Raw genomic sequence first — 24,376 nt, forward strand, 5'->3', positions numbered from 1 at the left:
TGCCTCCCGCTCACCTGCTCCACCGGTTGTCTACCGCTCCCTTCCCCACGGAGCGGTAGCCGCAACCTCTGTGGTCAGCATTCTGCGCAGGCATCCCAGGCAACGGGAACGTTCTGGCCCCAGACTGCCCTGTGACATTCCCAACTCTCCTGCGATTTCCCGGTAGGTGAGGTCCTCGGGGGACAGCAGCGCGGCCATGATGCCGGGGCAGCGGCCGGGGAGCCTGCGCACCGCGGCGTGCAGGGTGCGGCGGCTGTCGGCGGTCAGGGCGCGCTGCTCGGGGCCGCGCTCGGCGTCGTCGGCGGGCTCGCTCGCGTACGCCGCCTCGCGTCGGCCGGCGCGCCGGGTGCGGCGCGCCTCGGACCGGACGGCGCCGCGCAGCCAGAGCGCCGGGTCGGCGGGTGGGCCCTCGGCCGCCAGACGTTCCAACAGGCGGAGCCAGACGGCCTGTTCGAGGTCGCCGGGGTCGGCGCCGGAGCCGAGGGCCTCCGCGGACGCCTCGGCGGCGAGCAGTGGGCGCAGCGCGGGGATGAGCGTGAGCTTGAGGTCGTACGTCATGCCCGGCGGGACGCGGCCGCCGCGGTCCGAGGTTTCCGGAGCGGCCGCTTCTCACCCCAACCGGGGCCGGACGGTCGGCCGTTGACGCGAGTCACCGGCCGGGGCGCCGACGCAACCGTCAGCCGTCAGCCGTTCGTGAAGTCCGCGGCGGCGAGCAGCGCGGTGTCGCAGTTGTCGGAGAAGACGCCGTCGATGCCCGTCTCGAAGTAGGCCTTGAAGGCACCGAAGGCGTCTCCGTAGGCGTTCGGGTCGGTGCCCTTCCTGAAGTTCGCGGGCAGGAAGGTGTTCTCGTTGCGCATCGTGTACGGGTGCAGGATGAGGTCCGCCGCGTGCGCGTCCTCGACCAGGGTGGTCGGGGTGCCGAGGCTGCCGTCGGCCTTCCTCGGGATGACGAGGTCGAGGGTGGGGCCGATGCCCTGGGCGAAGGAGGCCAGCCAGCGCAGGCCCTTGGGCGTGATCAGGTCGGCGACGGTGCGCGAGTCGCCCGCCTCGACGAAGTCCCAGGGGCGGGAGTCCGCGGTGGAGAGCAGCACGACGCGGGGGCCCGCGACCAGCTCGGCCAGGCGCTGGATGCTGGACGGCTCGAAGGACTGCAGGAAGGTCGGCGAGTTCTTCTTGTGCCTGCCGTAGCGGCGGAGCAGCTTGGCGAGCGGCTCCTCGAGGCCGAGGCCCAGCTTGCGGAAGTACGTGGGGTGCTTGGTCTCGATGTGCAGCCAGACCGGCTTGCCGCGCTTGCGGCCCTCCTTCTCCGCCCACCGCAGCACCTCTTCGAGGGTGGGGACCTCCCAGCGGCCGTCGTAGAGGGTGTTGCGCTGGCGGGTGCCCGGGATGCGCTCCTTGGCGCGCAGCGTCTTCAGCTCGGCGAGCGTGAAGTCCTCGGTGAACCAGCCGGTGAGCTTGGCGCCGTCCACGGTCTTCGTGGTCTTGCGGGACGCGAACTCGGGGTGCGCCGACACGTTCGTCGTCGCGGTGATGTCGTTCTCGTGCCGGCACACGAGGTGGCCGTCCTTGGTGGGCACGACGTCCTGCTCGATGACGTGCGCGCCCATGTCCAGGGCCAGTTGGTACGAGCCGAGCGTGTGCTCGGGACGGTAGCCGCTGGTGCCCCGGTGCGCGACGATCGTGGGCACGGGCAGGCTCCGGTATCCGCCGTGGCCGTGTCCGTGCCCGTGTCCGCCGCCGTGCCGCTCACAGGCTCTTGCCACGCCGGGCACTCCCGCCACGGCCGTGCCCGCGCCGAGGACCGCGGCCCCCAGCACCGCCCGCCGCCCCGGGCTCGTTCCCGGCTGCTGCTGACCCGACTCCTGCGTCGCCATTGGCGCTCCTCCCGATGTACCGCCGCCTTGCACCTGACAAAGCGGGACTGATCGTAGGTGGCCGCGAGTGACGTGTGGGAGACCTCCGACGGAACGGCGGGATGACGCGGCGTGGCGAGTGGGCGGACGGTGGGCGCACCATGGAGGTGGCGGCCCCGCGCTGGCGGCGGCCGTCACGCGGAGCGACGGCCGCGCGTGAGAAGAACCACTGGTTCGGGCCACAACGACACCGTGGGGATGCGGGCGTCGCAAAGGAGACGGCTCAGGGCAAGACACCGCAAAATCAGGTCAACACTGCGTATTGAGTGCATGTACCCGATGTGCAAACGGCGGTGGCCCACGAGTACCGTACTCACCTGCACTTACTCGCCGTCGACCCGTTGACACCGGAGGGCCTGTTGTCCCGTCTAGCGCTCATCAAGGCAGTGCTCGGACCGATCTTGCGCCTGATGTTCCGCCCCCGGGTAGAAGGCGCCGAGAACATTCCGGGCACCGGACCGGTGATCCTGGCCGGAAACCACCTCACCTTCATCGACTCGATGATCCTGCCGCTGGTGACCAAGCGTCCGGTGTTCTTCATCGGCAAGGACGAGTACGTCACCGGCAAGGGCCTCAAGGGCCGCCTCATGGCGTGGTTCTTCACCGGCGTCGGCATGATCCCGGTGGACCGTGACGGCGGGCGCGGCGGTGTGGCCGCGCTGATGACCGGTCGGCGCATTCTCGACGACGGCAATGTCTTCGGCATCTACCCCGAGGGCACACGTTCGCCCGACGGGCGGCTGTACCGGGGCCGTACGGGGATCGCCCGGCTCACCCTGATGACCGGCGCGCCCGTCGTCCCCTTCGCGATGATCGGCACGGACAAGCTCCAGCCGGGCGGCAAGGGGCTCCCCCGTCCGGGGAAGGTGACGGTCCGCTTCGGCGAGGCGATGGAGTTCTCGCGGTACGACGGCATGGACCGTGACCGGTATGTGCTGCGGGCGGTGACGGACTCCGTGATGACGGAGGTCATGCTGTTGTCGGGGCAGGAGTACGTGGACATGTACGCCACCAAGGCGAAGGCGGCTTAGCCGCCAGGGGGGCGGTTTTACGGTGTGTCCGTCCGCGCCGGGGCTGGGGTTCTTTTCCCGGCGTCGGGGCGGACGTTCTCGTTTCGGGTGCGGGTGCGCGGTGCGGGGTGCGGGTGCGCTGTGGCTGGTCGCGCAGTTCCCCGCGCCCCCAGGAAGCACCTCCCGCGCCGCCGGACGTGAGGCCTGGTCAGACGGCGTACCCGCCCGGCCGGTTCTTCGCCTGCGGGCCGGATTCGGCTGGTCGCGCAGTTCCCCGCGCCCCTAGAAAGCACCTCCCGCGCCGCCGGACGCGAGACCGGATCAGACGGCGTACCCGCCCGGCCGGTCCTTCGCCTGCGGGCCGGATTCGGCTGGTCGCGCAGTTCCCCGCGCCCCTAAGGGGCGCCCCCCCCCCGCAGCCACACAGCCGCGGTCAACCCCTCCAGGGGCGCGAGGAACTGCGCGAGCAACCACACACCGCCCGCAGACAACACACCAACGCCCACCCCCCAAGGGGCGCGGGGAACTGCGCAAAAGGGTGGCCGTACCGCTCGCCGCCAGGCGCCCGCGTCAGTGGCCAGTGCCTGCGCCGTCCTCCAGTTTCTGGCCCTTCAGGAGGAACCACGCGACCGCCGCCGTCGCGAGGAGCACCGCCGCTCCGACGCCCGCCGCCAGGCGCAGGCCGTCGACGAAGGCGCTCTGGGCGGCCGAGAGGAGGACGTCCGCCTGGTGGACGGGGAGGTCCGCCGTCGATTCCACCGCGCCGCCGAGCGACTCGTGCGCGGCCGACGCGACATCGGGCGGCGTGCCCGGCGGCGCCGTGAAGTCGCGGTAGACGCCGGTGACGATGGAGCCGAGGAGGGCGATACCGAGTGCGGCGCCCAGCTCGTACGCCGTCTCGGAGACCGCGGAGGCCGCGCCCGCCTGTTCCTTGGGAACGCTGGAGAGGATGACGTCGGCGGTCACGGTGAAGGAGAAGCCCGCGCCGATGCCGACGACGAGGAGCGCGGCGCCGAGCAGGGGGTAGCCGGTGCTCTGGCTCAACGCAGTGAGCGCGGCGAGGGAGAGGCCGACCGCCGCAAGGCCACCGGCGACCACGACCCGTACGGAGAAGCGCCGCGCCACCATGCCCGCGATCAGCCCCGCCCCCACCGCGCCGACCGCCGCAGGCAGTTCGGCGAGGCCCGCCTCGAAGGGCCGCCGGCCCTGCACGAGTTGGAGGAACTGGGAGAGGAAGAAGACCAGGCCGGAGAGGCCGAGGACGGTCAGCAGGTCGGCGAGGACCGCCCCGGAGAAGCCGCGGTTGCGGAACAGCCGCATGTCCAGGAGCGGCGCGGGCAGCGTCAGTTGGCGGCGTACGAACCAGGTGAGCGCCGCGATGCCGACGACCGCGCCCGCCACGGCGTCCCAGCGCAGACCGTGCGCGGCCACCTCCTTGATGGCGTACACGACGGCGATCATGCCGATGAGCGAGAGCACGACGCTGAGCAGGTCCCAGGGCCCTGGCGCCGGGTTCTTGGACTCGGGCAGGAACTTGATGCCGACCAGGACGAGCACGGCCATCACCGGCAGGTTGATGAGGAAGACCGAGCCCCACCAGAAGTGTTCGAGCAGGAAGCCGCCGACGACGGGCCCGACGGCCGCGCCCGCGGACGCCATGGCGCCCCAGATGCCGACCGCGAGGCTGCGCTCGCGCGGGTCGTGGAAGATGTTGCGGATGAGGGCCAGCGTGGACGGCATCAGCGTCGCGCCCGCGACGCCGAGCAGCGCACGGGCCAGGATCATCAGCTCGGGGCTCGTGGCGTAGGAGTTGAGCACCGACACCGCGCCGAAGGCGACGGCCCCGGTGAGCAGGAGCTTCTTGCGGCCGATGCGGTCGCCGAGGCTGCCCATGGAGACGAGCAGGCCCGCGATGACGAAGGAGTAGACGTCGCCGATCCACAGCAGCTGGGTGCCGGACGGCTTGAGGTCCTCACTGATGTAGGGCGTCGCCAGGCCGAGCACGGTCGCGTCGACGGCGACCAGGAGCACGGCCAGGGCGAGGACGGCGAGCGCGAGCCAGCGGCCGGGGCTGCGCTCCGCCTCGGGAGCCGCTGTCTGCGGATGGGTGCTGGTCATGATTCCACTCTCCGCTGTGCGCCGCCGATCAGCAGCTCGGCGATCATGTACGAGAAGTCGTTGGCGGCCACCCGGCCGTCCTGCACGGCCCAGGCGCCGGAGCCGACGAGCCCGTACAGCGCCTCGGTCAGCCAGACGGGCGTGAGGTCGATGCGGAACTCGCCGTTCTCCTGGCCGCGCCGGAAGAGCGCGGCCAGCCGGTCGTCGATGCGGGACCAGCCCTCGTGCTGGGTTTCGCCTTCGAAGAGCTGGTTCTCGGTGTACAGGAACGCGAGCAGCCCCGCGGCCGGCTCGATCTCCCTCACCAGGCGCCGCAGCGCGTCACTGGCGCCGCCTTCGCCGAGGGTGGCCCGGTCGAGGGCGGCCTCGCACTCCTGGAGGCCGAGCTCTTCGAGGGCGCGCACGAGCGCGTCGCGGCCCGCGAAGTGGCGGTGGAGGGTCGCCCGGCTGATGCCCGCGGCGCGGGCGACCTCGTCCATCGTGGAGGTGGATTTGCGGGTGAGCAGGGCCGCGGCGCTGCGCAGAACCTGGTCGCGATCGACTGACATGCGACAACCATAAGCCAATTGAGACAGGACTGTCTCATTGAGCGGGTGTCGTGCAACTCGCTTGCCCGAAGGCCCCGCCTGTCGGTTCAGTTCCAGGGCAGCCGCGCCCTGCCCTCCCAGTACGCCGCCGGGTCCTGCGCCAGCCCCACGAGCCGCTCCAACCGGCCGGTCTCCAGGTCGACGGCGGCGGCGTGCAGGTTGGAGACGAGCTGGACCGAGGTGGCCGCCCCGGACAGGACCACGCCCGCCCACGGCTCGGCGAGGAGGACGGCGAGCGCCACCGCGTCGCAGCCGAGCCCCGTCTCCTCGGCGACCTCGCGCAGCGCGGTCGGCGCGTAGGGACCGGCCAGGCGGCCGTTGGCCATGCCCTCCTTGACGATCACCGTGAGCCCGGCGTCGTGCGCCTCGGCGAGCGCGGGCCCGGCCGAGGTCTCCAGGATGTTGTACGTGGCCTGGACGGTGCGGAAGAGCGGCTCGCCGTCGACGGTGACGGCGAGGGCGGCGCGGATCGCGGCCGCCTGCCCCGGGCCGCTCACGGAGAGGCCGACCGTGACGCCCTCGGCCGCCAGCTCGGCCAGGCGGCCGTGCAGTTCCTTGTCGGTGAGCGCCGGGCTCTCGGGCGTCACGGAGTGGATCTGGTAGAGGTCGAGCCGGTCGCCGAGCAGTTCGGCGCTCTCGGCGCGCTGGCGTACGTACGCGGCGACGCTGTGGTCCTTGACCTCGTGCGGGCCCTCGGCGTCGGTGCGCCAGTCCGCCGTGTACGTATAGCCCCACTTGCTGCCGATGACGACGTCACGGACGTCGGGCCTGGCGCGCAGCCAGTCGCCGAGGAACTCCTCGGAGCGGCCGTAGGACCGTGCCACGTCGAAGTAGCGGACCCCCGACGCGTAGGCGGCGTCGAGGAGTTCGTGGGCGCGCTCGCGCAGGGCCTCGACGCTGCGGGACGGCGGCAGGTCGCTCTCGCGGCCCAGGGTGATGTAGCCGGGCCTGCCGACGGCGGCGAGGCCGAGCCCCAGGTGTGCGGTCGGGGTCGTGGCTGCGGCCAGCCGGGCGAAGGGCATCGCGGGCTCCTCGTTGTAGGGGGTCCCCGTCAACGTAACCCGCGAGGCCCTTTTGTCACCCGTGGCGCCCCTTCGCCACCGGCGGGCACCCGTCCCGTCAGCCGCGGGCGCCCGCCCACTCGCGCTGGACCGACAGGTCCGCCTTGACCTCGGCCAGTTGGGCGGCGACGGCCGAGGGCGCGGTGCCGCCGCGGCCGTTGCGGGAGGCCAGGGCGCCCGGCACGTTGAGGACGGTGCGCACCTCGGGGGTGAGGTGTTCGGAGATCTTGGCGAACTGCTCGTCCGTGAGCTGGTCGAGTTCGATGCCGTGCGCCTCGCACTCCTTGACGCAGCCGCCCGCGACCTCGTGCGCCACCCGGAACGGCACGCCCTGCTTGACCAGCCACTCGGCGATGTCCGTGGCGAGCGAGAAGCCGGCCGGGGCCAGCTCCTCCATGCGCTCGCGGTGCACGGTGAGCGTCGCCATCATGCCGGTGAAGGCGGGGAGCAGGATCTCCAGCTGGTCGCAGGAGTCGAAGACCGGCTCCTTGTCCTCCTGGAGGTCACGGTTGTACGCCAGCGGGAGCGCCTTGAGGGTCGCCATCAGGCCCGTCAGGTTGCCGATGAGGCGGCCCGACTTGCCCCGCGCCAGCTCGGCGATGTCGGGGTTCTTCTTCTGCGGCATGATCGACGAGCCGGTCGAGAAGGCGTCGTGGAGGGTGACGAAGGAGAACTCCTTCGTGTTCCAGATGATGATCTCCTCGGCGATGCGGGAGAGGTTGACGCCGATCATCGCGGTGATGAAGGCGAACTCCGCGACGAAGTCTCGGGACGCCGTCCCGTCGATGGAGTTGGCGGACGAGCCGTGCTCGAAGCCGAGGTCCTTCGCGACCGCCTCGGGATCGAGGCCGAGCGAGGAGCCCGCCAGCGCGCCCGAGCCGTACGGCGACACGGCCGCCCGGGTGTCCCACTGCCGCAACCGTTCCGCGTCCCGGGAGAGCGACTGGACGTGCGCGAGGACGTGGTGCGCGAAGAGCACCGGCTGGGCGTGCTGAAGATGCGTACGGCCCGGCATGGCGACGTCGGGGTGTGCCTCGGCGAGCCCGACGAGCGCGCCCTGGAGGTCGGCGAGCAGGCCGCCGATGATCCGGGCGTGGTCGCGCAGGTACATCCGGAAGAGCGTTGCCACCTGGTCGTTACGGGAGCGGCCGGCCCGCAGCTTGCCGCCGAGGTCGGGGCCGACCCGCTCGAGGAGACCCCGCTCCAGGGCGGTGTGGACGTCCTCGTCGGCGACGGTGCCGACGAAGGAGCCGTCGGCCACGTCGGCCTGGAGACGGTCGAGTCCGTCCAGCATGCCGGTCAGCTCGTCGTCGGTGAGCAGGCCCGCCTTGTGCAGCACGCGTGCGTGGGCGCGGGAGCCGGCGATGTCGTAAGGGGCCAGGCGCCAGTCGAAGTGGACCGATGCGGACAGCTTCGCGAGGGCCTCTGCGGGCCCGTCGGCGAACCGTCCGCCCCAGAGCCGGACGTCACCGCCGTTGTTGCTGCTCACTGCACGTGCTCCTCAAGGCCGTTCCCTGCATGCACCGTCATGCATGAGTATGCAGTACTCCGTATGTTTCGTCAATCAGGCCACCCTGTGGAACGGTGATCCATTTCGTTAGACAAACAAAAAGCCTTGCCCAATAATCACTGGTCATGGGAAAGACCTATGAACGCATAGACGGCAGGCTGCGCACCTTCATCGAGGCCCAGCCGATGTTCTTCACCGCGACAGCGCCCCTCGCAGGCGACGGCACGATCAACCTCTCCCCCAAGGGCCTCAAGGGCTCCTTCGCGGTCGTCGACGAACTCACCGTCGCCTACCTCGACTTCGCGGGCAGCAACGCGGAGACCGTCGCGCACCTGCGGGAGAACGGCCGCATCACTCTCATGTGGTGCGCCTTCCAGGGGCCGCCCAACATCGTGCGGGTGCATGGTCGCGGCGAGCCCGTCTTCCGCGACGACCCGCGCTTCAAGGAACTCCTCGGCCACTTCCCCGACATCGACCCCACCCCGCACGGCCTGCGCGCCATCATCGTCGTGACGGCCGACCTCGTCCGCGACACCTGCGGGTACGCGGTGCCCTTCATGACGTACGACGAGGACCGCGACCTGCACGCCAGGCGCTTCGCCCGCGACGACGACGCGTCGCTCAACGCGTACTTCACCAAGAAGGAGCACATCGCGCAAAGCATCGACGGGCTTCCCGGCCTGCCGCTGCCGGTGCCGCCCGGCGTCGCACGGACCGAGAGCTCCGTGTAGCGACCACATACCGAGACGGGGTTGCACGCGCGCCCGGCCGGGGCGTTGCATCGCGCCGTGCAACCCGAACAGACGCTCCCCAGCCCCACCGGTGGCGGTGGCGCCGCCGACAAGGCAGCCCGCCGCGCCGTCACCGTCTTCCCCGTCCTCGTCCTGGCGGCGGGCGGACTCGGTCTCGCCGTGCCGGACACCTTCGCGGGATGGGGCACGAACGTCCCGTACCTGCTCGGCGTGGTGATGTTCTGCATGGGGCTGACCATGACCCCGCTCGACTTCCAGGGCGTGGTCAAGCGGCCCTGGGCCGTCGCGCTCGGCCTGGTGGCGCACTACGTGATCATGCCGGGGCTCGGCTGGCTGATCGCCCACGCGCTCGGTCTGTCACCGCAGCTGGCGGCCGGGGTGATCCTGGTGGGCTGCGCGCCGAGCGGCACCGCGTCCAACGTCGTCACCTATCTGGCCCGGGGCGACGTGGCCCTGTCCGTCTCCGTGGCCACTGTGTCGACCGTCCTCGCGCCGCTGGTCACGCCGCCGCTGACGCTGCTGCTCGCGGGCGAGTACCTGCCCGTCGACGCGGGCTCGATGGTCACGGACATCCTCAAGACCGTGCTGCTTCCGGTCATCGCGGGCCTGCTCGTACGGCTGCTCTTCGGGCGGTACGTCGACCGGGTACTCGGCGCGCTGCCGTGGCTGTCGGCGCTGACCATCGCCGCCATCGTGGCGATCGTCGTCGCGGGCAGCGCCGCGGCCATCAAGTCGGCCGCGGCGCTGGTGTTCCTCGCGGTGTTCCTGCACAACGGGCTCGGTCTCGCGCTCGGTTACGGCGCGGGCAAACTGGCCCGCCTCGGCCCGCCCGCCTCCCGGGCCATGGCCTTCGAGGTCGGCATGCAGAACTCGGGCCTCGCGGCGTCCCTGGCAACGGCCCACTTCAGCCCGCTCGCGGCGCTGCCCTCGGCGGTGTTCTCCGTGTGGCACAACGTGTCGGGAGCGTTGGTGGCGGCGTGGATGGCACGAAGGAATCCGAGCGCGTCCGGCGATTGAGGACGACCCAAGCGCCTGACAGCCCGTCCGGCGCGTGAGGACGAGCTCGGCGCAGCCGGCGATTGACGGTGCCCAGGGCCCAGGGGCCGGATCAGTCGTTCGACGCAAGCCGCAGCAGATGGTCCGCCAGGGCCTGACCCCCCGCCGGCTCCCTGCTGATCAGCATCAGCGTGTCGTCGCCCGCGATGGTGCCGAGGATGTCGTGCAGTTCGGCCTGGTCGATGGCCGAGGCCAGGAACTGGGCGGCGCCCGGCGGGGTGCGCAGGACGACGAGGTTCGCCGAGGCCTCCGCGGAGATCAGCAGCTCCGCGGAGAGACGCCGCATCCGCTCCTCCTTGGCCGACTCCCCGAGCGGCGCGCGCGGGGTGCGGAAGCCGCCCTCGCTCGGTACCGCGTAGATGAGGTCGCCCTCGGCGTTGCGGATCTTCACCGCGTTCAGCTCGTCGAGGTCGCGGGAGAGCGTCGCCTGAGTGACGGTCAGGCCGTCGTCGGCGAGCAGCTTCGCCAGCTGGCTCTGGGAGCGCACCGGCTGCCGGTTGAGGATGTCCACGATCCGGCGGTGGCGTGCGGTGCGGGTCTGCGGCACGGCGGGACCCGCGTGGTCGCCGTGCTCGTTGCCTTGCGCCTGGCTCATCGTCGTCTCATTCTCCGGATCGTCCGTCCCCGTCGGCTTCTAGAGCCTTGTCCAGGATGCCGGGCAGGGCCCGCAGGAACGCCTCCACCTCGTCGTCGCGCACGTTCAGCGGAGGCATCAGCCGTACGACATCGGGGGCGGGCGCGTTCATGAGGAAGCCGGCGTCCTGAGCCGCCTGCTGCGCCCGTGGCGCGAGCGGCTCGGTGAGCACGATACCCAGCAGCAGCCCCGAGCCCCTTACATGCCCTACGAGTGGGTGCCGCAGTGACTCGATCGCGTCGCGCAGCTTCTCGCCCGCCCGCTTGGTGTTCTCAAGGAGCCCCTCGGCCTCGATGGTGTCGACGACGGCGCGGCCCGCGGCGCACGCGACCGGATTGCCGCCGAATGTCGTGCCGTGGTGACCGGGCTCGAAGAGGTCGGCTGCGGCGCCGAACGCGACGGTCGCGCCGAGCGGAAGGCCGCCGCCCAGACCCTTCGCGAGCGTCACGACATCCGGCTGGACGCCGTCGTGCGCGAGGTGCTCGAACCAGTGCCCGGTGCGGCCGATTCCGGTCTGCACCTCGTCGAGGACGAGGAGCGTGCCGGTGGCCGAAGTGATGTCCCTGGCCGCCTCCAGGTAGCCCGCGGGCGGCACGACGACGCCGTTCTCGCCCTGGATCGGCTCGATGATCACGAAGGCGGTATCGGTGGTCACGGCTGCGCGGAGGGCATCCACGTCGCCGTAGGGGACGTGCGTGACCTCTCCGGGCAGCGGTACGAACGGCTTCTGCTTGCGGGGCTGGCCGGTGAGGGCGAGCGCGCCCATCGTGCGGCCGTGGAAGCCGCCCCCGGTGGCGACCATGTGCGGACGGCCGGTCAGTCGGCCGAGCTTGAACACAGCTTCGTTGGCCTCGGCGCCGGAGTTGCAGAAGTACACCCGGCCCTCGCGGCCGAAGAGCTGCAGCAGCTTCTCGGCGAGCGCGACGGGCGGTTCGGCGACGAAGAGGTTCGAGACGTGGCCGAGGGCGCCGATCTGCGCGCTCACAGCCTCGACGACCGCCGGGTGCCCGTGGCCGAGGGCGTTGACCGCGATACCGCCGACGAAGTCGAGGTACTCCTTGCCGTCGGCGTCCCACACCTTGGTGCCCGCGCCGCGCACGAGAGGCAGCCTGGGCGTGCCGTAGTTGTCCATGAGCGCGCCCTGCCAGCGCGTGGTCAGCTCCTGGTTACTCATGACTCCCCCTCCGTGTCGGGCACGACCATCGTGCCGATTCCTTCATCCGTGAAGATCTCCAGCAGGATCGAGTGCTGGACGCGTCCGTCGATGACGCGGGCGGTCTCGACGCCGTTGCGCACGGCGTGCAGACAGCCCTCCATCTTGGGGACCATGCCGCTGGCCAGCTCGGGCAGGAGTTTCTCCAGCTCGGCGGCGGTGAGGCGGCTTATCACCTCGTCGCTGTTGGGCCAGTCCTCGTAGAGGCCCTCGACGTCGGTCAGGACCATCAGGGTCTCGGCATCAAGCGCCGCAGCGAGTGCCGCAGCCGCCGTATCAGCATTGACGTTGTAGACATGGTGATCGTCCTGGGAACGGGCGATCGAGGAGACGACCGGGATACGGCCGTCGGCGAGCAGCGCCTCGATGGCGCCGGTGTCGATCTCGGTGATCTCGCCGACGCGGCCGATGTCGACCAGTTCACCCTCGATGCGGGGCCGGTGCTTGGTGGCGGTGATGGTGTGCGCGTCCTCGCCGGTGAGGCCGACGGCGAGCGGGCCGTGCCGGTTGAGCAGCCCGACCAGCTCGCGCTGCACCTGGCCGGCGAGCACCATGCGTACGACGTCCATGGCGTCCTCGGTGGTGACGCGCAGGCCCGCCTTGAACTCGCTGATGATGCCGTGCCGGTCGAGGGCCGCGCTGATCTGCGGTCCGCCGCCGTGCACGACGACGGGCCTCAGGCCCGCGTGGTGCAGGAAGACGACATCCTGGGCGAAGGCGGCCTTCAGCTCCTCGTCGACCATGGCGTTGCCGCCGAACTTGATGACGACGGTCTTGCCGCGGTGCCGGGTCAGCCAGGGCAGTGCCTCGATGAGGATCTGCGCCTTGGGGAGCGCGGTGTGCTTGCGGGCGGTGGGCTGGCTGCTCGCGTCCTTGGTCATGAGCTGTACGCGCTGTTCTCGTGGACGTAGTCCGCGGTGAGGTCGTTCGTCCAGATGGTCGCGGCCTGGTCGCCCGCGGCCAGGTCGGCGGTGATGACGATCTCCCGGTAGCGCATGTCGACGAGCTCGCGGTCCTCGCCGACGGAGCCGTTCCTGCAGACCCAGACGCCGTTGATGGCGACGTTCAGCTCGTTCGGGTCGAAGGCCGCCGATGTCGTGCCGATGGCGGAGAGCACGCGGCCCCAGTTGGGGTCCTCGCCGTGCAGGGCGCACTTGAGGAGGTTGTTGCGGGCGATGGAGCGGCCGACCTCGACGGCGTCGGCCTCGCTCGCCGCGTTCACGACCTCGACCTTGATGTCCTTGCTCGCGCCCTCGGCGTCGCCGATCAGCTGGCGTCCGAGGTCGTCGCAGACCTCGCGTACGGCGGCGGCGAACTCGGCGTACTCCGGGGTGACTCCGGCGGCGCCGGAGGCGAGCAGCAGGACGGTGTCGTTGGTCGACATGCAGCCGTCGGAGTCGACGCGGTCGAAGGTGAGCCGGGTGGCGTCGCGCAGCGCCCGGTCCAGGACGTCGGCCTCCAGCTCGGCGTCGGTGGTGAGGACGACGAGCATGGTGGCGAGGCCGGGGGCGAGCATGCCCGCGCCCTTGGCCATGCCGCCGACGGTCCAGCCGTCCTTGGTGACCACGGACGTCTTGTGGACGCTGTCGGTGGTCTTTATGGCGATGGCGGCCTTCTCTCCGCCGTGCGGGGAGAGTTCGGCGGCGGCCTTCTCGACGCCAGGCAGGAGCCTGTCCATGGGGAGGGTCACGCCGATGAGTCCGGTCGACGCGACGGCGACGTCACCGGCGTTCAAGGACAGGACATCGGCGACCTTCTCGGCGGTGGCGTGCGTGTCCTGGAAGCCCTTGGGGCCCGTACAGGCGTTGGCGCCACCGGAGTTGAGGACGACGGCGGAGACCAGGCCGCCCTTGAGGACCTGCTCGGACCAGAGGACGGGGGCGGCCTTGACGCGGTTGGAGGTGAAGACGCCCGCGGCGGCCAGGCGGGGCCCGGTGTTGACCACGAGGGCCAGGTCCGGGTTGCCGTTCTCCTTGATGCCCGCGGCGATGCCCGCGGCCGTGAATCCCTTGGCTGCCGTCACACTCACGGCGCGACTCCGATCGTAGTGAGCCCGGTGGCCTCGTCGAGGCCGAGGGCGATGTTCATGCTCTGCAGGGCGCCGCCGGCGGTGCCCTTGGTCAGGTTGTCGATGGCGCTGATCACGATCACGCGCCCGGCCGCCTCGTCGTACGCGACCTGGACCTGCACGGCGTTCGACCCGTACACGGCGGCGGTGGCGGGCCACTGCCCCTCGGGGAGCAGGTGGACGAACGGCTCGTCGGCGAAGGCCTTCACGTACACGTCCCGTACGGACTCGGCGCTGACGCCCGCCTTGGCCTTCGCGCTGCACGTGGCGAGGATGCCGCGGGGCATCGGGGCCAGGGTCGGCGTGAAGGAGACGGTGACGGGGGCGCCCGCGGCGGCGCTGAGGTTCTGGATCATCTCGGGCGTGTGCCGGTGGGCGCCGCCCACGCCGTACGGGGACATGCTGCCCATGACCTCGGAGCCCAGCAGGTGCGGCTTGGCGGCCTTGCCCGCGCCGGAGGTGCCGGACGCCGCGACGATCACCGCCTCCGCCTCGACGAGACCGGCCGCGTACGCCGGGAAGAGCGCGAGCGAGACGGCGGTGGGGTAGCAGCCGGGCACCGCGATGCGCTTGGCGCCCGCCAACGCGGCGCGGGCGCCCGGCAGCTCGGGCAGGCCGTACGGCCAGGTACCGGCGTGCGGACTCCCGTAGAACTTCTCCCAGTCCGCCGCGTCCGCGAGCCGGAAGTCCGCGCCCATGTCGACGACGAGGACGTCCGGTCCGAGCTGCTCGGCCACGGCGGCGGACTGCCCGTGGGGCAGCGCGAGGAAGACGACGTCGTGCCCGGCGAGGACGTCGCCGGTGGTCGGCTCCAGGATCCGGTCGGCGAGCGGAAGCAGATGCGGCTGCAGCGCGCCCAGGCGCTGCCCCGCGTTGGAGTTGCCGGTGAGGGCGCCGATCTCGATCCCGGGGTGCCCGAGCAGCAGACGCAGCAGCTCGCCGCCCGCGTACCCACTCGCCCCTGCCACTGCTGCGCGTACCCTCATGGAACCCTCCTCTTGGATGGCATGACTATACGTTTCACCGCAGTTTTATGCAACGTGGCTGCGGGGGCGGTACGGATGCGCTGTGACTGAGCGCGCTACCTGGCCCTTGAGCACGCGAGTCGGCCCCTGAGCGTGAAAGTTGGCCCGCGAGGTAGCGTCTGGATCACAAGCATGAGGGCGGGGCGCTGCACCGGGCGGCGGGCACGCCCCGTTGCGGGAGGGGCAGGACTGTGAGCTGGTACGTCTTGGTGGAACAGGCCGAGCACGGGGAGTCGAGGCTGTTGCGCAAGATCTCGGTCGAAGGCGGAAGGGAAGCGGCCGTTACCCGTGCTGAGGATGTCGCCCGGTCCAGTACCCCCGGCCTGCTTCAGACCGACACCTCGTTCGGTCGAACAGTGTTCCAGACTTCGCCGACAAGCTGGTTTGTCGAGCTGACCAAGTCGTACTGGTTCAAGGGTGACGAGGGACCGACGACGGTTGCCGAGCACTTGACCATCCGAGCGGCCGAGCTCGTCCATATCCAAGAGCTGATCCCTGCCGACCCTCCCAAGAAGAGCCGCTTCGGCCGGTGAGCGCACGCCGCCGCTACGCTGACCTGCCCGCCCCATTCGCAACGCGGATACAGGCCCGTTCATCAGAACTAAGCGCTGTAGTTGTCCTTCGGTGCCAACTGCAGCGCTCGGTCACAGCGTGTGAGACTGAGTTCTTGAGTTGGCCCATGAGCGCTTGAGTTGGCCCGGGTGTGCGTCGGGGGCGGCCCGCGGATCAGGGCGCGGTTTTTGGAGGTCCTTCGCTGTACGCTCGAAGCTGCCGGTGAAGAGGTAGTGGCGGAAGGTGCCGGGGTAGCCGGCGCCCCGGCCTACGCTCAGCAGTCGAACACCGACCAGCAGAGGTCGTTGCGCAAGCGCTGATCGTCAAGTACGAGTTCGCAGATCGCTTCCGGAAGCTGGTCACGCTGCCACTGGCACTCAAGTCGCCCAGCTGCTTCGCCCTCGTCTTCCTGCGCGGCAGCACGCGCAGCCTTGATCGCATAGGCAGCCGCACCCAGTTCGTGGGCGGCGACGTGTGCAACGACCGCGGCCTGGCCGGCGGCGTATGCGGCATGCCGTGCTGCGCCACGCAGGTCTCGGGCAGCGCCCATCGCATGGCCTCCCGCCGCGCGAGCTTGCATCATCTTGACCTCGCCACGCACCCAGGCTCGGGCATGTTCGATCGCTTGACGCGGTCGTGGATCCTCGGGCCGAACCGACTCGAAGAGGTCCAGGACGCGCTCCGCGCACGATGCCGCCCACAGGGCGAGGAGATGGTGATCCGTGTCGGTGAGGGTCCCGCCGCGGCGGATCGTCACGAAACGAGGGTCCCGGACCTTCGGGAGGATCATGACTGGTACTCCTTCTGCTGGTATCCGCTCCACGACCGAGGGCACGTGCCACGACCGGCTGACGCAGCTTCTGGCAAAGGGCGATGCATCTTATGTAACCGCGCCGTTGGCGAGCGGGTCCGCAGCATCGATCTCCTTGGCCAGCTTGCCTGCGTACTCGGTGAGGAGCCGTCGCAGGGCGGCATAGTGGGGGCCCGGATCCGGGCGTCCAGGCGAGTTGGTGCCAGGTGATGGGGCGCCGGGCGGCCCATGCCCGGCGGATCTGCTCGGGCTGGGTCTGTTCGAGGGGGCGGGGTGCGAAGAGGTGTTCCCCGGCGGTGACGCGGGTCCAGATGAAGATGGAGGCGATCTCGCGTTTCCGGTCGTCGCCCCCCAGAACATGCCGCCCGAAAGGTCTCGCGTACCACTTTCGTCGAAAACGACGCAGGTGAGAGCAGCGGCCGCTGCCCTGCGGGCCACCTCCTGCGCTCACCCAGGCCAACTCAAGCGCTCACGGGCCAGCTCAAGAACTCAGTCTCATGTGCGGAGCAGGATGTCGAGAGCGGCGGAGGCGGTGCTGGCCGCGGTGGCTTGAAATGCGCCCGGCGGGCCCGGTGTTCACGATCTGTGCAAGCTCCGCACTCTTGCGCCGGGTGCTGCCCGTGTAGTCGGCTGAGCCTCATGGGCAAGAGGAGCATGACCGCAATGACCGCCGCCCTTGTCGCGGGGTCCCTTCTGACGGGTATACCGGATGCCGGGGCGCGAGGCGCTGGGCATGGCGCCGGGAGTGCGTCGCCGCCGGCCGGAGCGCGTCTCGCTTCCGGGGTCGACCTGGACACCGTGACGATCCCGGAGTTGCAGGCGCGCATGACGGACGGGTCGCTGAGCGCTTCGGCGCTGACCCGGGCCTATCTGCGACGGATCGAGAAGGTCGACCCGAAGATCCACGCGGTGCTGCGGACGAGCCCGGCGGCCCTGCGCGAGGCGGCCGCAAGCGACGCCCGGCACCGGCAGGGGAAGACCCTCGGGCCGCTGGACGGCATCCCCGTCCTGCTCAAGGACAACGTGGACACGCGTGACATGCCGACGACGGCCGGATCGCTCGCGCTCGCCGGGAAGCCACCCGCCACCGACGCCGTACTGGTGGCCCGGCTGAGGAAGGCGGGGGCGGTCATCCTCGGCAAGACCAACCTGTCCGAATGGGCCAACTTCCGCGGCGCGAAGCCGACCTCGGGCTGGTCGGCCGTGGGCGGGCAGACCCACAACCCGTACGTACTCGACCGCAACCCCTGCGGGTCGTCGGCCGGTTCCGGCGCCGCGCTCGCCGCGTCGTTGGCGCAGGTGGCGATCGGCACCGAGACGGACGGCTCGATCGTGTGCCCGGCCGGGATGAACGGCGTCGTCGGCCACAAGCCCAGCCTCGGCCTGGTCAGCGGGTCCGGCGTGGTGCCGATCTCCGCCGAGCAGGACACCGCGGGGCCCATGGCGCGCAACGTCACCGACACCGCGCTCACGCTCTCGGTGCTGAGCGGGCAGAAGGCCGGTTCACGTGGCGTGGACACGGCGGCGGGCCGGGGGGACGCCGGGCTCCGCGGCAAGCGGATCGGCCTGTGGCGCCTCCCCTCGCTCGGCGCCGACGTGGACGCGGTGATGACCCATACGACGGCGAAGCTGCGCAAGGCCGGGGCCGTGGTCGTCGAGGTGACGCCCCCGTACCAGGACCGGCTCGCCGAACTCGAATTCCCGGCGCTGCTCAGCGAGTTCCACCGGGACATCGACGCCTACCTCGCCACTCGCGAAGGCCCCGAGGACCTCGCCGGGCTGATCGAGTTCAACCGCGCCCACCCCGAGGAGCAGAGCTGCTTCGCGGGCCAGGAGCTGTTCGAGCAGGCGCTCGCCGCGCCGCCCACCACCGACCCCGCGTACCGGGCGATGCGCGCCGAGCTGAAGGACCTCTCCCGGCGTTCCATCGACGAGACCATGGCCTCCCACCACCTGGACGCCATCGCCGCGCCCACGAACCCGCCCGCCTGGACGACCGACTGCGCGCGCGGCGACAACGACGTCATCCCGTCGTCGACCCCCGCGGCCGTCGCCGGATATCCGTCCCTCTCGGTGCCCGCGGGGACCGTGAACGAACTCCCGATCGGCCTGCTCCTGATGGCCGGTGACCGCCAGGACACCGAGCTTCTGTCGCTGGGGGCCGCGGTGGAGCACCGGCTGAAGGCCTGGCGTGCCCCGCGCTACCTGCCGACGGCCGGGGCCGGCGCGACCCGCTGAACAGGGCGCAGACCCGCGGCGCCGCGCTCAGGAGGTGACGGACGGCGTACGGGTGCCCGCTCCCGGACGGAGACGCGGCACCCGTCGCAGTACCGCCCAGAGGACGGTTCCGAGCGCGAAGCCGTAGGCGGCCACGAGACCGTGACCGTTGTCCTGCGCGACCCACATGAGGAGCCCGAGCACCGGGACACCGGCCGCGAGGGCCTGCTCCTTCCTGGTGCGGGCGCGCGTCAGGAGAGCGGCCGCCAGGGTGGCTCCGAGGAAGTACGTGGCACCTGAGCTGCCCGCGAAGTTGCGGGGGTCGGTGCTGTGGCCGCCGCCCAGACCGAGCAGGGCGTCGATCCGCTCCGGCAGGAGGATGCCGGCGCCGAAGAGGAGCGCGGTCAGCGGACCGCCCCAGAGCCACTGCGCGAGCGCCGCCACGGCGGCGAGAGTGGCGATGTTCCAGAGCCCGCCGGTGAAGCCGCCGTTCTGCATGAAGACGGCGGTGAGCACTCGCCACCAGCCGGATTTGGCGGGGTCGTCGTCGAGGGCGGCCATCGCCCCCTTCCAGCACAGCTGAAGGACGACACCGGCCACCGCAAGCGCCGTCAGGCCGACCGCGACCCACGGAACGGGCCGCCCGCGCAGCGAGTCCCGCCCCACCGCGCCGAGCCCGCTGTTGATCATCATCACCATCAGCGCGGCCGTCGTCGCGCCGAAGAGCAGTCCGCCCAGTCCATCCAGTCCGCCCATGTCCCCCGTGCCCTCTTCCAACAGTGTTCGAAACCAGTCAGCGGTGAGGCTAGCACGATTTTCTAACGGTGTTTGAAAAGCTGTTACGGTGCCCTCATGAAGCTCACCAGAGAGCGGATCATCGACGCCGGAATGACCACGTTCGCCGAGACCGGATACCACGGCCTGTCCATGCGCAGGGTGGCCGAGCGGCTCGGCACCCATGCGGGCAGCCTCTACTACCACGTACGCAGCAAGGGCGAGCTGCTCGCGCTGATGGCCGACCGGGTCTGCCGGCACGCGTACGACGCGGGGAGCGACGCCCTGGCCGTGCTGCCACCCGGGGCGACCCGGTGGGAAGAGATCGAGGTGCAGGCCGTGGCGCTGCGCCGGAGCCTCAAGCAGCACCCTGGGGGCGCGCTCCTGCTGGCCGACAGCCCCGGGACGCTGAGCACCGGCGGGCTGTCCCTGATGGAGCGACTCCTCGGGACCCTGCTCGACGCAGGCGTCCCCGCCGAGCACTGCGGCATCGCGGCCGACACCCTCCTCAGCCACATCACGGGCTTCGTCCTCCAGGAGCAGACCGAGCCCACGGCGCCGACCGTCACCGCCGAGACCTACGCCGACCTGTGCGCGCGCTTCCCGCTCGTCATGGAGCAGATGCCCCGGCTGAGCCAGGACGAGAAGTTCCGGCGCAACGTCCGGCTCCTGTGCGCGGCATTCGAGACCCTCACGGAGAACGAGAGGGAGCACTCGTAGAGAGGGAGCACTCGTAGAGAGGGGGCGCTCGTAGAGAGGGAACGCTCGTAGGGAGGGGCGGCGGACACGAGAGACGCGGGTCACATCCCTCCATGTCACAGGGGATCAGGCTGCCTCGTCTCAGGGGTGTCGGCACGAACAAGCCCAGAACAAGCCCAGAACGAGCCCAGAGGGAGCACATCATGGACGCGCGACTCGACTTCTTCGCCCAGCCCAACGCCGCCAAGGCGCTCAAGTACTTCATCGCGGGGAGCAACGCGCTCAAGGAGACGACGGTGCCGACCGCGACGCAGGAGCTGGTGGCGCTGCGCGTCAGCCAGATCAACGGCTGCGCCGTCTGCATCGACATGCACACCAAGGAGGCCACCGCGGCGGGTGAGAAGCCGGTGCGGCTCAACCTGGTCGCGGCCTGGCGGGAGGCCACGGTCTTCACCGAGGCCGAGCGCGCCGCGCTGGAGCTCGCGGAGGAGGCGACCCGGGTCGCGGACGCGTCCGGCGGGGTCGGCGACGAGGTGTGGGCGCGCGCCGCGGAGCACTATGACGAGGAGCAGCTCGCCGCCCTGGTGGTACACATCTCGTTCATGAACATGGTCAACCGGATGAACATCATGACCCGGCAGCCGGCCGGCGACTACGAGCCCGGCCAGATCCACTGAACGGCTGACGGGGAGCGAGACTGAGCGGCTGACGGGGAGCGAGGGGGACGGCATGGACAAGGTCGAGGAGTTCGAGGAGCTGCGGTCGCTGCTGTTCTCGATCGCCTATCGGATCCTGGGCAGCGTGAGCGAGGCCGAGGACGCGGTGCAGGAGACGTGGCTGCGCTTCGACGCGTCGGCCACCCGCCCCACGTCGGCCAAGGCCTATCTGTCCGCCGCGGTGACGCGGATCTCCATCGACGTACTGCGGTCCGCGCGGGTGCGCCGGGAGCAGTACGTGGGCCCCTGGTTCCCCGAGCCGCTGCTCGAGGACCCGTACCAGGATCCGGCACGGGCGGTGGAACTCGCCGAGTCGGTGTCGGTGGCGGCGCTCCTGCTCCTTGAGCGGCTCAGCCCGCTGGAGCGGGCGGTGTTCGTGCTGCGCGACGTGTTCGGCTTCGGGTTCGACGAGGTCGCCGCGGCGGTGGAGCGGTCGGAGGCGGCGTGCCGGCAGCTGCTGGTGCGGGCCCGGCGGCACATGGCGGCCGGACGGCCGCGCTTCGAACCAGCCCGCGAGGAGCGCGCCGAGCTGGCGTCCCGGTTCTTCGACGCCCTCAGCGAGGGCGACGTCGCCGGACTGCGGAGCCTGCTCGCCGCCGACGTGGCGATGGTCGGGGACGGCGGCGGCAAGGGTCCGCAGCTGTCGCGGACCGTCGTCGGCGGCGAGAAGGTGGCCAGGCTGCTCACCGCCGGCTTCCCCGTGATGACGCGGATCGGCGTGGCGTTCGAGGCCCATGAGGTCAACGGCGGGCCGGGCGCGGTCTTTCGCGACCGGGACGGCAAGGTGCTCCACATCCTGGCGCTCGACGTGGCCGACGGACGGATCCAGGCGATCCGCCTGATCATCAACCCCGACAAGCTCGGGCACCTGGGGCCGGTGGCGGACGCCTGGGCCATCGACCGCGAGACGCGGCGCCTGATGCGGGCGGCGCGCCGCCCGCACGCCCGGCGCGAACCCGCGGAGAAGGCCGGGGAAAAGCCGGTCACGTGCGGAACCCCCCGGACGTAGCATGCGCAACGATGACGACCTCGCGCGACACCACCATCCGGCCCTACCGCATCGCCATACCCCAGGCTGACCTGGACGATCTCCACGCGCGGCTCGACCGCACCCGCTGGCCCGACGAACTGCCCGGGGTCGGCTGGGCGTACGGCGTCCCGCGCGGCTACCTGGAGGAGCTCGTGCGGCACTGGCGCCACGTGTACGACTGGCGGGCCGCCGAAGCCGCGCTGAACGAGTGGCCGCAGTTCACCACCACGATCGACGGCGCGAACCTCCACTTCGCCCATGTCCGGTCCCCCGAGCCGGACGCGACGCCCCTGATCATGACCCATGGCTGGCCGGGCTCGATCGTCGAGTTCGCCGATGTCGTCGGCCCGCTCACCGATCCGCGGGCGCACGGCGGCGACCCGGCCGACGCGTTCCACCTGGTGCTGCCCAGCATCCCCGGGTTCGGCCTGTCCGGCCCGACCCGGGAGACCGGCTGGGAGTTCCGGCGGGTCGCCCTCGCCTCCGCCGAGCTGATGCGACGGCTCGACTACGAGCGGTACGGCGTCCAGGGCGGCGACTGGGGAGCGGCCATCTCCCGCGAACACGGCCGCCTGCGTCCGGAGAACGTCATCGGCGTACACCTGAACCTGCTGCCCAACTCGGCCCAGACGCGGGAGCCGACCGCGCGGGAGCTGAGCGCGCTGGACCCGTCGGAGCGGGCGCGCACGCTGGCCTCCTGGGAGCGCACGCGGACGTGGAGCCGGGACCGTCAGGGGTACGCCGACATCCAGAGCACCCGCCCGCAGACCCTGGCGTATGGTCTTACCGACTCACCGGTGGGCCAACTGGCCTGGATCGTCGAGAAGTTCAAGGAGTGGACGGACTCCACGGGCCGCCCCGAGGACGCCGTCGACCGCGACCGGATGCTCACGAACGTGATGCTGTACTGGCTGACCGGCACGGCGGGTTCGTCGGCCCGGATCTACTACGAGCGGGCGCAGGCCGCCTACACCGGCACCCCGCCCGAGCCGTCGACGACGCCGACCGCGCTGGCCGACTTCCCCCGTGACAACTTCATCCCGCTGCGCCACATCGCGGACCGCACCGAGAACATCGTCCAGTGGACGACGTACGACCGGGGCGGCCACTTCGCGGCGATGGAGCAGCCGGAACTGCTCGTCGACGACGTGCGGAGGTTCTTCCGGACGCTCGAGCGGCGAGGCGCCGACGGGTAGCCGAGGGGTAGGCGGCGTCAGGAGCGGGAGTCCTCGGCGCGCGTCGCGCGCTTCTCGGCCTGCTCCGCCTGCTTCTCCTTGATGCGCACGCTCTCCTTGCGGACCTCGGCCTGGACGGCGCGCTCCTGGCGCAGCCAGCCGGGCTGCTCCTCCTTCAGGGCGTCGATCTGCTCCGTGGTGAGCGGCTCGGTCACGCCGCCGCGCGCGAGGCCCGCGATGGAGACCCCGAGCTTGGCCGCGACGACGGGGCGGGGGTGCGGGCCGTTGCGCCGCAGCTCCTTGAGCCACTCGGGCGGGTCGGTCTGGAGCGCGTTCAGCTCGCTGCGCGAGATGACGCCCTCCTGGAACTCGGCGGGCGTGGCCTGGAGGTACACACCCAGCTTCTTCGCCGCGGTCGCGGGCTTCATGGTCTGGGTGGTCTGGTGCGACGTCATGGGTCAAGGGTATCGAGCATGTGCGCTACTCCTGACCACGCCGGGTAGCCTGGCGAGGTGACAGGCTCGGAAGTACCCCCGGCGTTCCGGCTCGCCTACGTCCCCGGAGTGACGCCCGCGAAATGGGTGCGGATCTGGAACGAGCGGCTGCCCGATGTCCCGCTGACCCTCCTGACGGTCTCCGCCGAAGAGGCGCCCGACGTGCTGCGGGCGGGTGGCGCGGACGCCGGTTTCGTACGGCTGCCCATCGACCGTACGGACCTCAGCGCGATCCCCCTCTACACCGAGACCACGGTCGTCGTGGCCCCCAAGGACCACGTCGTCGCGGCGGTCGACGAGGTGTCGGTCGAGGATCTCGCCGACGACATCGTGTTCCATCCGCTCGACGAGACCCTGGAGTGGGAGCGGCGGCCCGGCCTGCCCGCGCTGGAGCGGCCCGCCACGACCGAGGACGCCGTCGAGCTGGTCGCGGCGGGCGTCGGCCTCCTGGTCGTCCCCCAGTCGCTCGCCCGCCTGCACCACCGCAAGGACCTCACCTACCGCCCGGTGACGGACGCCCCCGAGTCGCGCGTCGCCCTGTCGTGGCCGGAGGCGGAGACCACCGACCTGGTCGAGGACTTCATCGGGATCGTCCGCGGCCGGACGGTCAACAGCTCGCGGGGCCGTGCGCAGGCGCCGGCGAAGGACCAGGCCAAGGCGGCCGCCCAGCCCAAGCGGAAGCCCGCGGCGGGCAAGACGGGCGGCAAGACCGGCGGCGCGTCGGGCGGCAGGGCGACCGGCAAGCCGCAGCGCGGTGCCGCAGCCCGACCCAAGCCCGCCAAGCGCGGCAAGCCCCGGCGCCGCTCGTAGCGCGGCACTCGTAGCGCTGCGCCTTCACCTCGTACGCGGAGGGGCCCCCGCCACATGGCGAATTCAAGGGGTCGTCGCAACACGGTGATCAACTGGCTGTTGCCAGGAGCTTAGCGAGGCGCTCGGCTGGGGTTTCCCAGCCGAGCGTTTT

General features: G+C 71.1%; 24 protein-coding genes. 10 read left to right on the plus strand and 14 right to left on the minus strand.

The window, feature by feature from the left end; translation table 11 throughout:
• Positions 1–30: 30 nt before the first annotated feature.
• Both ACFVYR_RS29600 and ACFVYR_RS29605 read right to left on the minus strand, forming a co-directional pair.
• Positions 31–558 carry a sigma-70 family RNA polymerase sigma factor gene (locus ACFVYR_RS29600; protein WP_384262854.1) on the minus strand — a complete coding sequence of 176 codons (528 nt, stop codon included), beginning with the start codon at positions 556–558 and terminating at the stop codon, positions 31–33.
• Positions 559–683: 125 nt separating this feature from the next.
• Positions 684–1,874 carry a glycerophosphodiester phosphodiesterase gene (locus ACFVYR_RS29605; protein ID WP_384262852.1) on the minus strand — a complete coding sequence of 397 codons (1,191 nt, stop codon included), beginning with the start codon at positions 1,872–1,874 and terminating at the stop codon, positions 684–686.
• A 449-nt stretch (positions 1,875–2,323) separates the two neighbouring features.
• Here ACFVYR_RS29605 and ACFVYR_RS29610 point away from each other — a divergent pair, with 449 nt between their 5' ends.
• Entirely contained in the window at positions 2,324–2,944 is a 621-nt protein-coding gene (locus ACFVYR_RS29610; protein WP_384262849.1) for a lysophospholipid acyltransferase family protein, read from the plus strand.
• Between the two features lie 549 nt (positions 2,945–3,493).
• Here the strand turns inward: ACFVYR_RS29610 and ACFVYR_RS29615 are convergent.
• From ACFVYR_RS29615 to argH, 4 genes are all read right to left on the minus strand, one after another.
• Positions 3,494–5,041, minus strand: coding sequence for an MFS transporter (locus tag ACFVYR_RS29615; RefSeq protein ID WP_384262847.1), 1,548 nt, complete (start codon positions 5,039–5,041; stop codon positions 3,494–3,496).
• Complete coding sequence (locus ACFVYR_RS29620) at positions 5,038–5,589, minus strand: TetR/AcrR family transcriptional regulator (protein ID WP_384262845.1); 552 nt, start codon at positions 5,587–5,589, stop codon at positions 5,038–5,040. The genes ACFVYR_RS29615 and ACFVYR_RS29620 overlap by 4 nt, the downstream gene beginning before the upstream one ends.
• Positions 5,590–5,675: 86 nt before the next feature.
• Positions 5,676–6,650, minus strand: coding sequence for an aldo/keto reductase (locus tag ACFVYR_RS29625; protein WP_384262842.1), 975 nt, complete (start codon positions 6,648–6,650; stop codon positions 5,676–5,678).
• A gap of 97 nt (positions 6,651–6,747) precedes the next feature.
• Positions 6,748–8,178, minus strand: coding sequence for an argininosuccinate lyase (gene argH, locus ACFVYR_RS29630; protein WP_384262840.1), 1,431 nt, complete (start codon positions 8,176–8,178; stop codon positions 6,748–6,750).
• Between the two features lie 146 nt (positions 8,179–8,324).
• Between argH and ACFVYR_RS29635 the strand changes: the two genes are divergently transcribed.
• Together ACFVYR_RS29635 and ACFVYR_RS29640 are read left to right on the plus strand one after the other, a co-directional pair.
• Positions 8,325–8,930 carry a pyridoxamine 5'-phosphate oxidase family protein gene (locus ACFVYR_RS29635; protein ID WP_384262837.1) on the plus strand — a complete coding sequence of 202 codons (606 nt, stop codon included), beginning with the start codon at positions 8,325–8,327 and terminating at the stop codon, positions 8,928–8,930.
• Between the two features lie 57 nt (positions 8,931–8,987).
• Entirely contained in the window at positions 8,988–9,968 is a 981-nt protein-coding gene (locus tag ACFVYR_RS29640; protein ID WP_384262835.1) for a bile acid:sodium symporter family protein, read from the plus strand.
• A gap of 91 nt (positions 9,969–10,059) precedes the next feature.
• Here the strand turns inward: ACFVYR_RS29640 and ACFVYR_RS29645 are convergent, their stop codons facing one another.
• The 5 genes from ACFVYR_RS29645 to argC are packed head-to-tail and all read right to left on the minus strand — an operon-like array spanning position 10,060 to position 14,908.
• Positions 10,060–10,602, minus strand: coding sequence for an arginine repressor (locus ACFVYR_RS29645; protein ID WP_384262832.1), 543 nt, complete (start codon positions 10,600–10,602; stop codon positions 10,060–10,062).
• A 7-nt stretch (positions 10,603–10,609) separates the two neighbouring features.
• The gene (locus tag ACFVYR_RS29650) at positions 10,610–11,815 is read right to left on the minus strand and encodes an acetylornithine transaminase (RefSeq protein ID WP_384262830.1); all 1,206 of its coding nucleotides are present in this window, start codon (positions 11,813–11,815) and stop codon (positions 10,610–10,612) included.
• Positions 11,812–12,735 carry an acetylglutamate kinase gene (gene argB / locus ACFVYR_RS29655; protein WP_384262827.1) on the minus strand — a complete coding sequence of 308 codons (924 nt, stop codon included), beginning with the start codon at positions 12,733–12,735 and terminating at the stop codon, positions 11,812–11,814. The genes ACFVYR_RS29650 and argB overlap by 4 nt, the downstream gene beginning before the upstream one ends.
• Positions 12,732–13,883 (minus strand): bifunctional glutamate N-acetyltransferase/amino-acid acetyltransferase ArgJ, encoded by a 1,152-nt coding sequence (gene argJ / locus ACFVYR_RS29660; protein ID WP_384262825.1) that lies wholly within the window; start codon positions 13,881–13,883, stop codon positions 12,732–12,734. Before argJ ends, argB begins: the two co-directional genes overlap by 4 nt.
• Positions 13,880–14,908 (minus strand): N-acetyl-gamma-glutamyl-phosphate reductase, encoded by a 1,029-nt coding sequence (argC, locus tag ACFVYR_RS29665; protein WP_384262823.1) that lies wholly within the window; start codon positions 14,906–14,908, stop codon positions 13,880–13,882. The genes argJ and argC overlap by 4 nt, the downstream gene beginning before the upstream one ends.
• Before the next feature lie 230 nt (positions 14,909–15,138).
• Here argC and ACFVYR_RS29670 point away from each other — a divergent pair, with 230 nt between their 5' ends.
• Positions 15,139–15,480, plus strand: a complete 342-nt coding sequence (locus ACFVYR_RS29670) for a hypothetical protein (protein ID WP_384262821.1) — start codon at positions 15,139–15,141, stop codon at positions 15,478–15,480.
• A gap of 293 nt (positions 15,481–15,773) precedes the next feature.
• Here the strand turns inward: ACFVYR_RS29670 and ACFVYR_RS29675 are convergent, their stop codons facing one another.
• Positions 15,774–16,289, minus strand: a complete 516-nt coding sequence (locus ACFVYR_RS29675) for a putative immunity protein (protein ID WP_384262818.1) — start codon at positions 16,287–16,289, stop codon at positions 15,774–15,776.
• 660 nt (positions 16,290–16,949) lie between these two features.
• On the opposite strand from ACFVYR_RS29675, the gene ACFVYR_RS29680 reads away from it, so the two are divergent.
• Positions 16,950–18,548, plus strand: coding sequence for an amidase (locus ACFVYR_RS29680; protein ID WP_384262816.1), 1,599 nt, complete (start codon positions 16,950–16,952; stop codon positions 18,546–18,548).
• Between the two features lie 27 nt (positions 18,549–18,575).
• Here the strand turns inward: ACFVYR_RS29680 and ACFVYR_RS29685 are convergent, their stop codons facing one another.
• Positions 18,576–19,283: a hypothetical protein gene (locus ACFVYR_RS29685; protein ID WP_384262812.1), complete on the minus strand. Its 708-nt coding sequence runs from the start codon at positions 19,281–19,283 to the stop codon at positions 18,576–18,578.
• A 96-nt stretch (positions 19,284–19,379) separates the two neighbouring features.
• Between ACFVYR_RS29685 and ACFVYR_RS29690 the strand changes: the two genes are divergently transcribed.
• The 4 genes from ACFVYR_RS29690 (at position 19,380) to ACFVYR_RS29705 (ending at position 22,942) form a co-directional block, all read left to right on the plus strand.
• Positions 19,380–20,021, plus strand: coding sequence for a TetR/AcrR family transcriptional regulator (locus ACFVYR_RS29690; RefSeq protein ID WP_384262810.1), 642 nt, complete (start codon positions 19,380–19,382; stop codon positions 20,019–20,021).
• A gap of 182 nt (positions 20,022–20,203) precedes the next feature.
• A complete protein-coding gene (locus tag ACFVYR_RS29695) occupies positions 20,204–20,677 on the plus strand; it encodes a carboxymuconolactone decarboxylase family protein (RefSeq protein WP_384262808.1) in 474 nt (157 codons plus the stop codon).
• Between the two features lie 52 nt (positions 20,678–20,729).
• On the plus strand, positions 20,730–21,725 hold the full coding sequence (locus ACFVYR_RS29700) for an RNA polymerase sigma-70 factor (protein ID WP_384262805.1): 996 nt from the start codon (positions 20,730–20,732) through the stop codon (positions 21,723–21,725).
• 11 nt (positions 21,726–21,736) lie between these two features.
• Positions 21,737–22,942, plus strand: a complete 1,206-nt coding sequence (locus ACFVYR_RS29705) for an epoxide hydrolase family protein (RefSeq protein ID WP_384262802.1) — start codon at positions 21,737–21,739, stop codon at positions 22,940–22,942.
• A gap of 17 nt (positions 22,943–22,959) precedes the next feature.
• Here the strand turns inward: ACFVYR_RS29705 and ACFVYR_RS29710 are convergent, their stop codons facing one another.
• Positions 22,960–23,376: a DUF5997 family protein gene (locus ACFVYR_RS29710; RefSeq protein WP_384262800.1), complete on the minus strand. Its 417-nt coding sequence runs from the start codon at positions 23,374–23,376 to the stop codon at positions 22,960–22,962.
• Between the two features lie 57 nt (positions 23,377–23,433).
• On the opposite strand from ACFVYR_RS29710, the gene ACFVYR_RS29715 reads away from it, so the two are divergent.
• Positions 23,434–24,225 (plus strand): LysR family substrate-binding domain-containing protein, encoded by a 792-nt coding sequence (locus tag ACFVYR_RS29715; RefSeq protein ID WP_384262797.1) that lies wholly within the window; start codon positions 23,434–23,436, stop codon positions 24,223–24,225.
• Positions 24,226–24,376 lie beyond the last annotated feature (151 nt).

Source organism: Streptomyces sp. NPDC058284, assembly GCF_042881135.1.
Lineage (GTDB): Bacteria > Actinomycetota > Actinomycetes > Streptomycetales > Streptomycetaceae > Streptomyces.

Bases quoted from the DNA above. Each gene is read 5' to 3' on its own strand.
- ACFVYR_RS29600 (WP_384262854.1), bottom strand. From the start codon at position 558: ATGACGTACGACCTCAAGCTCACGCTCATCCCCGCGCTGCGCCCACTG.
- ACFVYR_RS29605 (WP_384262852.1), bottom strand. From the start codon at position 1,874: ATGGCGACGCAGGAGTCGGGTCAGCAGCAGCCGGGAACGAGCCCGGGG.
- ACFVYR_RS29610 (WP_384262849.1), top strand. From the start codon at position 2,324: ATGTTCCGCCCCCGGGTAGAAGGCGCCGAGAACATTCCGGGCACCGGA.
- ACFVYR_RS29615 (WP_384262847.1), bottom strand. From the start codon at position 5,041: ATGACCAGCACCCATCCGCAGACAGCGGCTCCCGAGGCGGAGCGCAGC.
- ACFVYR_RS29620 (WP_384262845.1), bottom strand. From the start codon at position 5,589: ATGTCAGTCGATCGCGACCAGGTTCTGCGCAGCGCCGCGGCCCTGCTC.
- ACFVYR_RS29625 (WP_384262842.1), bottom strand. From the start codon at position 6,650: ATGCCCTTCGCCCGGCTGGCCGCAGCCACGACCCCGACCGCACACCTG.
- ACFVYR_RS29635 (WP_384262837.1), top strand. From the start codon at position 8,325: ATGGGAAAGACCTATGAACGCATAGACGGCAGGCTGCGCACCTTCATC.
- ACFVYR_RS29645 (WP_384262832.1), bottom strand. From the start codon at position 10,602: ATGAGCCAGGCGCAAGGCAACGAGCACGGCGACCACGCGGGTCCCGCC.
- ACFVYR_RS29650 (WP_384262830.1), bottom strand. From the start codon at position 11,815: ATGAGTAACCAGGAGCTGACCACGCGCTGGCAGGGCGCGCTCATGGAC.
- argB (WP_384262827.1), bottom strand. From the start codon at position 12,735: ATGACCAAGGACGCGAGCAGCCAGCCCACCGCCCGCAAGCACACCGCG.
- argC (WP_384262823.1), bottom strand. From the start codon at position 14,908: ATGAGGGTACGCGCAGCAGTGGCAGGGGCGAGTGGGTACGCGGGCGGC.
- ACFVYR_RS29675 (WP_384262818.1), bottom strand. From the start codon at position 16,289: ATGATCCTCCCGAAGGTCCGGGACCCTCGTTTCGTGACGATCCGCCGC.
- ACFVYR_RS29680 (WP_384262816.1), top strand. From the start codon at position 16,950: ATGGGCAAGAGGAGCATGACCGCAATGACCGCCGCCCTTGTCGCGGGG.
- ACFVYR_RS29685 (WP_384262812.1), bottom strand. From the start codon at position 19,283: ATGGGCGGACTGGATGGACTGGGCGGACTGCTCTTCGGCGCGACGACG.
- ACFVYR_RS29690 (WP_384262810.1), top strand. From the start codon at position 19,380: ATGAAGCTCACCAGAGAGCGGATCATCGACGCCGGAATGACCACGTTC.
- ACFVYR_RS29695 (WP_384262808.1), top strand. From the start codon at position 20,204: ATGGACGCGCGACTCGACTTCTTCGCCCAGCCCAACGCCGCCAAGGCG.
- ACFVYR_RS29700 (WP_384262805.1), top strand. From the start codon at position 20,730: ATGGACAAGGTCGAGGAGTTCGAGGAGCTGCGGTCGCTGCTGTTCTCG.
- ACFVYR_RS29705 (WP_384262802.1), top strand. From the start codon at position 21,737: ATGACGACCTCGCGCGACACCACCATCCGGCCCTACCGCATCGCCATA.
- ACFVYR_RS29710 (WP_384262800.1), bottom strand. From the start codon at position 23,376: ATGACGTCGCACCAGACCACCCAGACCATGAAGCCCGCGACCGCGGCG.